The organism is Flavobacterium cupreum (genome assembly GCF_003996965.1).
Classification (GTDB): Bacteria; Bacteroidota; Bacteroidia; order Flavobacteriales; family Flavobacteriaceae; genus Flavobacterium; species Flavobacterium cupreum.
Genome location: NZ_QWDM01000013.1, coordinates 1 through 12,210, shown reverse-complemented (window position 1 = coordinate 12,210; position 12,210 = coordinate 1). Strand labels below are relative to the sequence as shown.

Sequence of the window (12,210 nt, the reverse complement as noted above, 5' to 3'; positions counted from 1 at the left end):
TTTATTTAACTGAAAATTCAAACCAGATCGGAATGTGATCCGATATTTGGCGTGCTTCTTTTAAGGAGGCAAATTTTTTATAGAATGGATTTATTCCCGAATTGACCAACGATAAAGAACTTGCTCTGTAAAAGATATTGTCAAATTCTGAGGCTAAACAATTTTCACCGATACATTTTTGTTTTAAAGTCGTTTTTTGATTTTGAAAAACAGGAGCATAACCCATTTTTTTCAACGGATTAAAAACAGTATGCGATTGAGGGCAATTGTAGTCCCCGATAAAAATTAAATTTAGATTCGGATATTCCTGCGGGAGATATTTAAAATACTTTATTTCTGTTTCGGGCTGCTTGCTTTTTGTAATTGCATGGAAAGTCACCAGCGTAAATGTTTTTTTATCCACTTCAAAACTGGCAAAATAAGGTTCGCGATCAATTTCGAGGCTATATTTTTTTTCCAGCCAGGCATTTCCCTTTATGCGTGCTTTATTGGTTTTCCATATAAAGGCATATCGCTCTTTTTTATAGCTGCTGCCGCTGGTCGGATCACTTACACGATAATCCCATTTAGCACCTTTTTTGTTCAAAATTCCAACAAGGTTTCCAACTGCCTGAGCACCGCCATAACCTGCTACGACTTCCTGAATGGTAATAATGTCATATTCGAGGAGAATGCCGGCGATGAAATTCAACTGGGCTTCATTTTTTGATTTCCCAAAGTTTTCTATGTTCCAGGACAAGACCTTTACCTGAGAAAAAGACTGAAAAGTGAAGAATAGGATAAAAAGACTTAGGATATTTTTCATGCAATATTTAAAGGATCAAATATAAGCATTTCAAAATTTTTGACTTCCATTTTAAGAATCAATGGTTTTTAAAGCCCGTGTTTTTAGTGTTTTTTATATCTGTTTTTTAAGGCAGTAGTTATAATGATTATTTGCAAAACCAGTAATGTCGGGATAAAAATAATATTCCAGTCGACTTCGATCCATCCTGTTTTTTCAGATATGAAAGCAAAGCTGATGGAAAGAAAAAGACAGAGTAACATCGCTTTGATTACAATTTTATTTTTAGACGTGTTAATTCTGGAGATGATTTTCCGGCTTTTATTGTTCTCTAAATTAATTATGGATTTTGGTTTCATCAGTGTTTTAATAGATTCTACACAAATTTAAAGCTATAAAAGCAGATTTCCTTACGGGAAACCGTAACGGAATTAAAACTAAATCAATCCAAAGTCCTTGGCAATAGCAATTAAATGAACATTGTTATTGGCTTTAAAATATATTTTGAGTTTATTGATTCTTTTCTCAATACTGCTTGTACCATTCGGCATTATTGAAGTAGCCTTAAATTCGTTTGAAATATTTTCCAGCGTATACCCTTTAGCCAGAAGATTTAAGATGGAGATGTCATAGGATTCAATTTCAATTAAGGCTTTGTCATTAAAACTGAAGGATAAATCCGAAGACAGTATTTTCTCCTCATTTTTAAAAGTACGTTCCACGGCAGTTTTCAATTCATCAATACTATTTCGTCCTTTAGAAACATAGGCATTAATTTTTAAGTCATTAAAGAGAGATTTAATGCGATAGGATTTGTCTTCTATTGAAAATATAATTTTTTTTATGGAGGGTTGTGCTTCATTTACGGCCACTATAAGTTCTTCTCCCGAAGAAAGTGTTGTTTTTCTGTGATCAGATTTGAATGACAGATCGCTTATTATTAGATCGTAAGGGCTTTTTTCGGTCATTCCCTTTTTTATTTTTAATAATGCATCATCACAATATTTTACGTGATCGATTACAGGAATATTCAGATCTTCAAGAACCTGAACAATTCCGATGCTTATGCTGTCTAAATCTTCTGCAACTAAAACCTTTTTGAACATACTACTGTTTTTTTTATATAGAAAAAGTAAAACTTAATTTAAATCCACTTGGGGAATAAGTGCCAAAATTAATAGTTCCATTGATAGTTTTTATACGGCTTTCCACATTTTGTAGTCCATTTTTTAAAATAAATGTATTTTTTGTAATCCCAACCCCATTATCACTGTAATTTACGGATAAAATTTTATTATTTATTTTAAAAGTAATACTCGCCAGAGTAGCCTCACTATGTGCTTTCATATTGGCAAACAGCTCCTGAATCACTCTGTAAAGAATTATTTTCTTGTTCTTATCCACATCGTTCCAGGCAATTGTATCCAGACCATTTAGCAAGATGTTTACATTCGGCGTTTTAAAACCGGATATCATTTCTTTTAGCACCACAACATAATTTTCGTCTGTTAAAATAGGACTGTTCTCTTTTGAGATATTTCTGGTACGGGAATATACAACTTCTAAATTGTTTAATAATTGCTCTTTATTTTCCGTTTTTTCGAGATCTTCAATTTTTGCAAATGAAATAGTGTCATAAATAGTATTGGAAAGTTCTTTTTTTAGTTTCTCCGAAATTCGTATTTCACTGTTGTAAATAGCTTCATTCTTTTCTCTTTTTCCTTTGATGCGGAAATGAAAAAACAAGAATGATATTAATACGAGGATGCAGAAAATAATTATATAAGAGATTATATTTCGGTTTTTCTGGCGTTCTAATTGCAATTCGTTTTCTGCCTGTAATGTTTTTAGCTGCAAGTTCTCTGCCTTGTCCAGTTTTGAATTATATTTAATCTGGGCAAATTGATTTTTTGCTTTCAGCCTGACTTCTTTGATGCTGTCAGTAAGATGGATGTATTCGAGAACATATTTTTTCAAATCGCTACCGGTGCTGCATTTTACCAATACGCTTAAAAAACTGATGCTCTTTGTTGGGAATTTATCTTTTCTGGAGATTTCATAAGCTAGTTTAGCATGTTGCGTGGCAAGTATGGGATTGTTTTTTAAGTAATAAAGCGAAATAAATCTGTGATTGAACATCACTCCTTCCTGATCCTTTATCTGAAGATTAATTTTTAAGCTTTCATTAAAACATTGTAAGGCTTTCGGGTTATTCGTTCTATAATAGCAATATCCGAGATTATTCAACTCTATGGCATGATTTCTTTTGCTGAAATCTAAATTATTTTTGTCAACATAGTTTTTTTGAACCAGGGGCAAATATATTTTTATAGCTTCATCATATTTTTCCTGGTCCGTGTAAACACCTGCTATATTGCTGAGTGTCTGATTCTTTTTTAAAATAGAAAGAGTGTGTTTCAATGCCATTTTATGATACAAAACGGCATTTTTTAAATCATAAGTATTGTGATAATTTTTAGCCATAACGGTATATACATACCATTTATATCGCGGTCTTGTTGTTTTGTTTAAATAGGGCATGGTCTTAGTCAGCAGATATTCACTTTTGATATAGTCACCTTCAAGCTGCAGCATTTCGGCCATACAGGCTAAAGAATAAACGTATTCATCCGGTTTTTTTGTCGGTTCAGTGAGAGAGAGGGCTTTATTGAAATAATAAAAAGCACTGTCTCTTTTATTAGTATCAAAGAAAACATCTCCCGAATCGATAAATTTTGTAATCTCAGTGGTGTAATCTTTTTCTTTGTATGGAATACGATTTTCTCTTTTGCAGGAATGAACAGAAGAAATTACCAATAGAAATATCGCTATTTTGACTAAAAAGTACCTGCTCGATATTTTTTTTAGAAAAGAATTTGTATTTTTTTTCATTACACTAAAGGAAATTTAATAAAGACTTTAAAACCTTTTTCCGGATTTGATTCAATAGCAATACTTCCCTTTACGGCAGAGATTCGGTTTTCTACGTTATGGAGTCCATTCTTCACTACAATTTTTTTGAGGTCAATACCCTGACCATTATCAGTATAATCAATTGATATATTGTTGTTGTTTTCCTGGAAAGTAATAACAACTAAAGTTGCTTTACTGTGTTTTTTCATGTTTACCAGTAGTTCCTGTACAGTTCTGTAAATGGTTATTTTCTGTGTTTTTTCGATTTCATTCCACACAATGGTATCCAAACCATTGAGTAATACGTTAATATTTGAGGTATAGAATCCCGAAATCATTTGTTTCAGTGCAATTAAATAATCCTTGTCGGTGCTTATTGGGTATTTTTCCTTTGAGATATCACCGCTTCGGGAATAAATAGTATCCAGATTATCCAATAACTGTTTTTTGTTTTCAGGTTTTGAAAGGTCTGTGTTTTCTGCAAAAACCATGGCGTGGTAAACGTCATTGGCAAGTTCATCATGTAATTTTTTCGAGATGCTTGTCTCACTATGATAAGTTGCTTTTAATTTTTCGCGTTTAGATTTGGAATTTAGATAAAAATAGAGAATGATTATAAAGACTAAGGCCAGTATAATTATGATGTAAGAGATAATATTTCGGGTTTCCTGTCTTGCTAACTGCAGTTCATTTTTAATTTTTTGAGATTTTAATTTTAAGTTTTCCTCTTTTTCTTTTTTCGAATCATATTTAATTCTTGCAAATAGATTTTTTGCCTTTTGTTTTATTTCAAAAACACTGTCTGTCAACGCCACATAAGTCATTGAATTTCTTTTTAATTCGCTGTCAGGACTATTTTTTATAAGCAGGGCCAGAGTCCTTAATCTATTGTCAATACAATTTGTAATTGTATATTTTTCGTAACTCAGATTAGCATATTTTAGTGACAAAGCCGGATTGACTTTTTGATAATATTCGGCAAGATAATAATACGTTTTACCCAATTCAGAATCATTTTTCAACTTAGATTTTATAGCTAAACTTTTGGTGTAGTAGGAGAGTGCGTCCTTATCTTCCAGTTTAAAATAACAAAAACCAATTTTATCAAGTATTTTAGAGTAGTATTCAGGATGGTGTTGAATGATCCTGTTTAGGCTTAAAGAGAGTAATATGTCTAAAGCCTCATTGTATTTTCTCTGTTTGATGAGGACAGACGCAATATTACTTTTTGCCTTTAGTTTTCTGGTCTCATCCGTTTTTAGATGCAATGTCTTATTAAAAGAATAAAAGGCACAATCGTAATTGTAAAGATTGATGTAATTATTGCCGGAAATGGTATGAATATTCCACTTATAAATTGAGTTTTTTGTACTGCTTAAGAATGGTAAAGCTTCTTTCACTGTGTTCTCGCTCCCGATAAAGTCATCCTGATTTTGTTGTATTTCTGCCATATTCCATATGCAGTAAACATAGTCGTCAGTGTTATTTCCCGGGTTGCAGTTTATTTTTGCTTTATTGTAATAGTAAAAAGCACTGTCAAATTGTTTCGCAGTATTAAAATGATCAGCAGTTGTGATAAGTTTTCGGACTTCGGTTTTGCTTTTTGTTTCTTTTGGAATGAAGATACCTTTCTTTTGACACGAAGAAAAGACGAGGAGAATAAAAAATATGTAAAGGTAAACTAGTATTTTTTGTGGTATCATTGCGCCAAAAATAGAAAATTCTATAAATTGGCAACACGTATAAATACGGTATTTTGAATATTCTTTAAAATTAAAACGATCAGATTCTCATATACAGGCACATACGAATAAACCCTCGAAGACGAGGGTTTGCATTTGTGTTTTTTTTGTAAAATTTATCTTTAAAACTATACAGCTCTCATACCGGTAGCAATTCCAATTCGGTTCCAGGCGTTGATGGTAATGATCATCATAATGATTTCTGCAAGTGATTTTTCATCAAAATATTTTGCTGCATTCTCATAGGTTTCTTCCGAAACATGATGGCTTATTAAGGTCACTTCTTCTGTCAGGGCTAAAATTGCTTTTTCTTCTTCTGTATAAACATCAGATTCGCGCCATGCACTTAGCAGATAAACGCGTTGCTCAGATACACCTAATTTTCGGGCATCTGCAGTGTGCATGTTAATACAGTATGCACATCCATTGACTTGCGATGCCCTGATTTTGATGAGTTCCTTGTGTACAGGATTTAAGGATGTTGTAGCAATGTATTTTTCTAAACTTAACATGGCCTGATAAGCTTCAGGGGCTATTTTCGGGATAACAATTCTTGGTTTCATTTTACTTGTTTTTTAAAGTTTGATACAAAGTTCATTTATATCTGCTTTTTAAAACTTGAACTACTTCAAGAAACTCGGTTAGACTTTCCCCGCTCTGATTTTACTCATAAACTCCGCCGAAAAGTCTAAATAGGAGGCAAGCATGTATTGAGGAACGCGTTGTACAAATTCAGGGAAAAGGTTATTGATATGATGGTATCTTTCTTCTGCAGACATGGTAAACAAAAACTTGATTCGCATTTGAGCTGCCCCGAAAGATTTCTGTGAAACAACCCTAAAGTAACGCTCCAGCTTTGGAATCTCAATAAAAATGGATTCAAGAGTTGGTTTTTCAATAGCAATAACTTCACAGTTTTCTACAGCCTGAATGTAGAAGTGAGAAGGGGTGTGGTTGTGATAGCTTAAATAGTCTGTAATCCACCAGTTTTCTATGCCAAATTGAAGGGTCTGCTCCGTTCCTTTTGAATTAATGATATACTGCCTCATACAGCCCTTAACGATAAAATAGAGCGTGTTGCACGTTTGTCCTTCCTGCAATACATGTTCTTTCTTTTTTACTTTAGAAAGTTGTAAGCATGATTCTAACGTATCGATCTCCGAAGGTTCTAAGCTGATGAATTTTTCGATATGTTGAAGAAGAGCGTCGTGCATTTGATTTTGTGATTTACTACAAATGTACTTTTAAAATACAATTTGTAAAAGAGATACATATAGAGACTGTATTTATAGCTTTCTATAATGTTTAATTATTTGAATTGAGTTTGTAAAAACGTTTATTATACTTTAAATAATAATCCTGATTTTAATTATAAAAATTAACTGTAAAGATGCTATTTACTTTAATTTCAGAAGAAACAGCTGCGTTCCAGTTTGCATTTTTTATAAATGCAGTAAGTTGGTTAACCAGATAATTATAAAATTTTTGATTTTCAGAATTTTTAAATTCTAGGTCGATTTCAATATTACAAATTGTGTTATCTCTCTGAATTGTAAATTTTGTCCTAGCCATGAAATTCTTTTTGTCAGTACTATAAATAAAACCAATTGGATACTTAAAGGTTGAGAAAAAATCTTGCTGTATCTGAAGTTTTTGATCTAGAAAATCTTTGGTTTTTGGATATACTATACAATAGTGGTCGACTCCGGCAGGATATTGAAAAGGATTATCTATTCTGCTCATTACATACATACTGTCAGCTGTTTTTTCAATGTCTTTTGTAAAGTTGCGACCGTACTTTAGATTTAATAATTCATTAGAGGCCTTATAGTAGCAGTTGGTTATTGCGGGATAACTTTCTACATCATCTCCTATATAGTATAATGCAAATTCTGTTTCAGGAGATTCGCAAAATTCAATTCCTCTTTTTTTAAGTAATGTATTTAAATAAGGATGGTGTCTTTTAGAATCGCTGTCAAGATATCCTTCGGGTTCAATATAATAAAAGATTTCTTGAAATTTAAAATCCATTTTTGCTCTTTCAATTTCAGATTTACAATTGACATCTCGCTTGTCAATTACACCAATTATGCTATTGATAGTATTTTTGTCAAGATTATTTACTTGCGCGATGGTAGACAAGCTGTGTATTGTAAATAATAGAATTAGCAAATTTTTCATCACGAAGCTATCTTTAACTGATTAATTTAAATGGTGATTCTGTATAAACAAAAACCCAGTCGTTTGACTGGGTTTTCTATGATAAGTAAGTAATCTAAATTGAGTTTATAAAACGTTTATTTTACTTTATTAAGTATTGCTTTGAAAGCTTCAGGGTGGTTCATAGCTAAATCTGCAAGAACTTTACGGTTCAATTCGATTCCGTTAGCTTTAACTTTACCCATGAATTGAGAATAAGACATTCCTTCTAATCTGGCTCCGGCGTTGATACGTTGAATCCATAAAGCACGGAAATTTCTTTTGTTTTGTTTTCTATCGCGGTAAGCGTAGCACATTGCTTTCTCTACTGCATTCTTAGCAACTGTCCAAACGTTTTTACGTCTACCAAAGAAACCTTTGGCTTGCTTCATTATTTTTTTTCTTCTTGCTCTTTTAGCAACTGAATTTACCGATCTTGGCATAATTTTAATGTGTTTTTGTAGCAGGCGTCCTGAATTAAATCAAAGGAACTTAATGGCCATACTCCAAGGTTATATTTAAATGATTTTTAACCTAAAGAATTATTAGATAATTCTTAATTGTTGTTTGATGCTTTTCATATCTGTAGAGTGAACTAGCGCTGAGTGTGTCAAAGCTAATTTACGTTTTTTAGATTTTTTAGTCAAGATGTGACTTTTAAAAGCATGCTTTCTTTTAATCTTTCCAGAACCAGTAACTTTGAAACGTTTCTTGGCGCTAGATTTTGTTTTCATTTTAGGCATTTTTCCTAGTGTTTTAATTTATTCTTACTTACTTATATCTTCAAAAGCTTTAAGCTCTAGGCTTTATGCTTTAGGCAAAAGTTCAAATCAACTACTTGCTTAAAGCTTATTGCATATTGCTTACAGCAAATACTTATTTTTTCTTCTTCGGAGCAATGAACATAATCATTCTCTTTCCTTCTAAAACAGGCATAGCTTCTACTTTACCATGCTCTTCTAAATCCGTTGCCAAACGTAGTAATAAAATCTGACCCTGATCTTTATAGATGATCGAACGTCCTTTAAAGAAAACGAATGCTTTTAGTTTAGCACCTTCTTTCAGGAACTTTTCAGCATTCTTTCTTTTAAATTCGTAATCATGCTCATCCGTTTGAGGACCAAATCTGATTTCTTTTACTACAACTTGTGTAGACTTAGCTTTTAATACCTTATCACGTTTCTTTTGTTCGTAAACAAATTTCTTGTAATCCATGATTTTACAAACCGGCGGCTCAGCATTTGGTGAAATTTCAACCAAATCCAATTCAAATTGATCCGCTAAACGTAAAGCCTCTGCAAGTTTAAATACACCTGGTTCGATGTTTTCACCTACTAGTCTCACTTCTTGCACACCACGAATAAGGTTATTTATTCTGTGTGCGTCTTTTTTTTCTACTCGAGGTTGGTAACCTCTGTTGCTTCTTATTGCTATGACTTTATAATTTAAGTTAAACTGTAAAAACTTTTAATGTCTTTTTTATTTCTTCGTTTACAATAGCGACAAATTCATCAATTGTAACTGTAATATTCCCTTTTCCTTCCTGACCATGACGACGAATTGAAATTGTTCCGTTTTTCTCTTCTTCCTCACCTACAATAAGCATAAACGGTATCTTCTGCATCTCTGCATCTCTGATTTTCTTACCAATTGTCTCGCTTCTGTTGTCAATTAGGGCGCGAATTTCGTGATTTTCTAGCAAATCTAAAACTTTTTTAGCATATATTTCATATTTCTCGCTCAAAGACAAGATAATAGCCTGTTCAGGCATTAGCCAAAGTGGGAAATTTCCTGCAGTGTGTTCCAGTAAAATTGCGATAAAACGTTCCATAGATCCAAATGGGGCTCTGTGAATCATTACAGGTCTGTGTAATTCGTTATCAGCACCTTTATAAGTCAGTTCAAAACGCTCAGGAAGGTTGTAATCCACCTGAATTGTACCTAATTGCCATTGTCTGCCTAAGGCATCTTTGACCATAAAGTCAAGCTTCGGACCGTAAAATGCCGCTTCACCATATTCTACAACGGTATTCAGTCCTTTATCGGCAGCAGCATTGATAATTGCATTTTCAGCTTTCTCCCAATTCTCGTCTGTACCAATATATTTGTCTCTGTTTTCTTTATCTCTCAATGAAATTTGAGCGGTAAAGTTTTCAAAACCTAATGATCCGAATACGTATAGTACTAAGTCAATTACTTTTTTGAACTCTTCGTCTAATTGTTCCGGAGTACAAAAAATATGCGCATCATCCTGAGTAAAACCTCTAACACGGGTTAAACCATGTAATTCTCCGGATTGCTCATATCGGTATACAGTACCAAATTCAGCATAACGCTTAGGTAAATCTTTATACGACCATGGTCTTACATTGTAAATCTCACAGTGGTGAGGGCAGTTCATAGGTTTCAATAAAAACTCTTCCCCTTCAGCCGGAGTATTGATTGGCTGAAAACTATCAGCACCGTATTTTGCATAGTGACCAGAAGTTACATATAGTTCTTTTTGTCCAATATGTGGAGTAACGACTTGTTCGTATCCTGCTTTTTTCTGGGCTTTCTTTAAAAATTGTTCCAGGCGATCTCTAAGAGCGGCGCCTTTAGGTAACCATAAAGGTAAACCCTGTCCCACTTTCTGAGAGAAAGCAAACAATTCCAGTTCTTTTCCAAGTTTACGGTGGTCACGACGTTTTGCTTCTTCAAGAAGTTCAAGATATTCAGTTAAGTCTTTTTGTTTAGGGAAAGAAGTTCCGTAAACACGAGTCAGCTGTTTGTTTTTCTCATCACCTCTCCAGTAAGCACCGGCCACACTCATAATCTTAAAAGCCTTGATGATACCGGTATTCGGAATATGTCCGCCTCTGCATAAATCAGTAAAAGTAGCATGATCGCAAAATGTAATAGTACCGTCTTCAAGATTCGAAATCAGTTCGGTTTTGTAAACGTTATCCTTATACATTGCTAAAGCATCAGCTTTGCTAACCGGACGCATTTTAAATTCATGTTTCTCTCTTGAAATTTCAAGAACACGATCCTCAATCTTTTTAAAATCAGCTTCAACAATCTTCTGATCTTCAAAATCAACATCATAATAAAAACCGTTTGAAATTGCAGGCCCAAGAGTTAATTTAATTCCGGGATACAATTCCTCGAGCGCTTGCGCCATAACGTGTGAAGTCGAATGCCAGAAAGCTTTTTTTCCTTCTGCATCATTCCAGGTATATAATATAAGACTACCGTCGGTCGTCAATGGGGTTTCGGTTTCAATTGTTGTACCATTAAAAGACGCAGAAATCACGTTTCTGGCAAATCCTTCGCTAATGCTTTTTGCAACCTCCATCGGAGTTACGCCTGAAGCAAACTCCCTAATTGACCCGTCGGGTAAAGTAATCTTAATCATTGTTTATAATTTTGTGAATGCAAATATAACGCATTACAAAAATACATACAATACATATCTACATGTTTATATTATAATATGTAAGAAGAATATGGTTTGTCATAATGTAACCCGTCTTGTCCTAATGTAAGTAGGGTTAAAGCTCTCCTAATATATAAGGAATGATTTCGTTCTACACCCGACAGTTTTCCAAACCTGCCGGGTTTATTTTTTATAGGTCTAAGATAATTATCCTGTCCGGCTAAGCACAGCCGAAGCCTTTGGAATTTGGAATTTAAAAATTTGGAATTTAATATGAAGCTATGTCCCGCTGTCCGTTCCAATCTTTTGCTTTTTGAGAACAAAAAGCAAAAGGATTTCCACTTCCATCGGGGCTAGGGCAGTAGTTTTCGGAAGAAATTTACGTTCTATATAAGTACAAAGAAAAAACTTTGCGCCCTTGCGCCTTTGCGTGAACTGAATTTAAACAAGAAACCCAAAAGCAAAATGATTTCGTTTCTGCAACCCGACAGGTTTTCAAAACCTGTCGGATTTGTTTGGGTACCTTTATAAGGAAAGAAAAAAACTTGGCGCCTTTGAGCCAAGAGATATTATATCTCTGAAGTCCCATTGCAAGAAAAACAGGAAAAGCGACCTAAAGCCAAAGAAAGGCCAAAACTTAAAGGCTGTATAAAGGAATAAAAAACACCCTTTAAGATATAAAGTCCCTAAAAATGGCACCTGGTTAAAAGCTTAAAATAAGAAAAGCGCAATGACACCCTGAAATTTCCCACAAAACCAAAAAAAGCTGCATTTGTAAAAAGTGTGTTATCAGCGAGTTAAGAAAAAGTTTTGAAAAAGGTTGAAATTATATAATAAAAAGGCTTGCAGATGTAAATAAACTCCCTACTTTTGCACCCGCAACAGCGACTAACGTTCTCGGAAATACTGACAGGCATTTGAATAAAGCTGAAAATTTATTTTCAAAAAAAGATTCGAAAAAGCTTGTGAGATTTGAAAACGGATGTTACATTTGCACCCCGCAAAACATGGGAAGTTCATTGAGAGATTGGTAGGAATAAACAGAGAAAAGAAACGAAAAAAAAGTTTCAAAAATTCTTTAAAAAGTTCTTGCTAATTAAAAAAGAAGTTGTAGTTTTGCACCCGCTTTGAGAAACAAGCGAAAGAAAAAGAAA

General features: G+C 33.6%; 12 protein-coding genes. All 12 read right to left on the bottom strand.

All coding sequences use genetic code 11. The features are described from left to right. Nucleotide 1 precedes the first annotated feature (1 nt). Nucleotides 2–805: an endonuclease/exonuclease/phosphatase family protein gene (locus tag D0817_RS18060; protein WP_127339770.1), complete on the bottom strand. Its 804-nt coding sequence runs from the start codon at nt 803–805 to the stop codon at nt 2–4. Nucleotides 806–888: 83 nt separating this feature from the next. After that, the gene (locus D0817_RS18055) at nt 889–1,143 is read right to left on the bottom strand and encodes a hypothetical protein (protein ID WP_127339769.1); all 255 of its coding nucleotides are present in this window, start codon (nt 1,141–1,143) and stop codon (nt 889–891) included. A gap of 78 nt (nt 1,144–1,221) precedes the next feature. Then, entirely contained in the window at nt 1,222–1,890 is a 669-nt protein-coding gene (locus D0817_RS18050; RefSeq protein ID WP_127339768.1) for a DUF5932 domain-containing protein, read from the bottom strand. Nucleotides 1,891–1,903: 13 nt separating this feature from the next. Then, complete coding sequence (locus tag D0817_RS18045) at nt 1,904–3,676, bottom strand: tetratricopeptide repeat-containing sensor histidine kinase (RefSeq protein ID WP_127339767.1); 1,773 nt, start codon at nt 3,674–3,676, stop codon at nt 1,904–1,906. Further along, nucleotides 3,676–5,148 (bottom strand): tetratricopeptide repeat-containing sensor histidine kinase, encoded by a 1,473-nt coding sequence (locus D0817_RS18040; protein WP_238160905.1) that lies wholly within the window; start codon nt 5,146–5,148, stop codon nt 3,676–3,678. The genes D0817_RS18045 and D0817_RS18040 overlap by 1 nt, the downstream gene beginning before the upstream one ends. A gap of 419 nt (nt 5,149–5,567) precedes the next feature. Then, a complete protein-coding gene (locus tag D0817_RS18035; protein WP_127339765.1) occupies nt 5,568–6,002 on the bottom strand; it encodes a carboxymuconolactone decarboxylase family protein in 435 nt (144 codons plus the stop codon). A gap of 78 nt (nt 6,003–6,080) precedes the next feature. Then, nucleotides 6,081–6,653: a Crp/Fnr family transcriptional regulator gene (locus D0817_RS18030; protein ID WP_127339764.1), complete on the bottom strand. Its 573-nt coding sequence runs from the start codon at nt 6,651–6,653 to the stop codon at nt 6,081–6,083. A gap of 151 nt (nt 6,654–6,804) precedes the next feature. Next, nucleotides 6,805–7,620, bottom strand: coding sequence for a hypothetical protein (locus D0817_RS18025; protein ID WP_127339763.1), 816 nt, complete (start codon nt 7,618–7,620; stop codon nt 6,805–6,807). A 116-nt stretch (nt 7,621–7,736) separates the two neighbouring features. Further along, nucleotides 7,737–8,081: a 50S ribosomal protein L20 gene (gene rplT, locus D0817_RS18020; protein WP_007810721.1), complete on the bottom strand. Its 345-nt coding sequence runs from the start codon at nt 8,079–8,081 to the stop codon at nt 7,737–7,739. Between the two features lie 102 nt (nt 8,082–8,183). Further along, nucleotides 8,184–8,381, bottom strand: coding sequence for a 50S ribosomal protein L35 (gene rpmI, locus D0817_RS18015; RefSeq protein ID WP_007810722.1), 198 nt, complete (start codon nt 8,379–8,381; stop codon nt 8,184–8,186). 133 nt (nt 8,382–8,514) lie between these two features. Beyond that, nucleotides 8,515–9,066, bottom strand: coding sequence for a translation initiation factor IF-3 (gene infC / locus D0817_RS18010; protein ID WP_081491471.1), 552 nt, complete (start codon nt 9,064–9,066; stop codon nt 8,515–8,517). Nucleotides 9,067–9,088: 22 nt separating this feature from the next. After that, on the bottom strand, nt 9,089–11,035 hold the full coding sequence (thrS, locus tag D0817_RS18005) for a threonine--tRNA ligase (RefSeq protein WP_127339762.1): 1,947 nt from the start codon (nt 11,033–11,035) through the stop codon (nt 9,089–9,091). Between the last annotated feature and the right edge of the window lie 1,175 nt (nt 11,036–12,210).

What these genes read in the sequence shown, in the direction of transcription:
- D0817_RS18035 (WP_127339765.1), bottom strand. Translation starts at nt 6,002, where the DNA reads ATGAAACCAAGAATTGTTATCCCGAAAATAGCCCCTGAAGCTTATCAG.
- rplT (WP_007810721.1), bottom strand. Translation starts at nt 8,081, where the DNA reads ATGCCAAGATCGGTAAATTCAGTTGCTAAAAGAGCAAGAAGAAAAAAA.
- D0817_RS18030 (WP_127339764.1), bottom strand. Translation starts at nt 6,653, where the DNA reads ATGCACGACGCTCTTCTTCAACATATCGAAAAATTCATCAGCTTAGAA.
- D0817_RS18045 (WP_127339767.1), bottom strand. Translation starts at nt 3,676, where the DNA reads ATGAAAAAAAATACAAATTCTTTTCTAAAAAAAATATCGAGCAGGTAC.
- thrS (WP_127339762.1), bottom strand. Translation starts at nt 11,035, where the DNA reads ATGATTAAGATTACTTTACCCGACGGGTCAATTAGGGAGTTTGCTTCA.
- D0817_RS18040 (WP_238160905.1), bottom strand. Translation starts at nt 5,148, where the DNA reads ATGGCAGAAATACAACAAAATCAGGATGACTTTATCGGGAGCGAGAAC.
- rpmI (WP_007810722.1), bottom strand. Translation starts at nt 8,381, where the DNA reads ATGCCTAAAATGAAAACAAAATCTAGCGCCAAGAAACGTTTCAAAGTT.
- D0817_RS18060 (WP_127339770.1), bottom strand. Translation starts at nt 805, where the DNA reads ATGAAAAATATCCTAAGTCTTTTTATCCTATTCTTCACTTTTCAGTCT.
- D0817_RS18055 (WP_127339769.1), bottom strand. Translation starts at nt 1,143, where the DNA reads ATGAAACCAAAATCCATAATTAATTTAGAGAACAATAAAAGCCGGAAA.
- D0817_RS18050 (WP_127339768.1), bottom strand. Translation starts at nt 1,890, where the DNA reads ATGTTCAAAAAGGTTTTAGTTGCAGAAGATTTAGACAGCATAAGCATC.
- D0817_RS18025 (WP_127339763.1), bottom strand. Translation starts at nt 7,620, where the DNA reads ATGAAAAATTTGCTAATTCTATTATTTACAATACACAGCTTGTCTACC.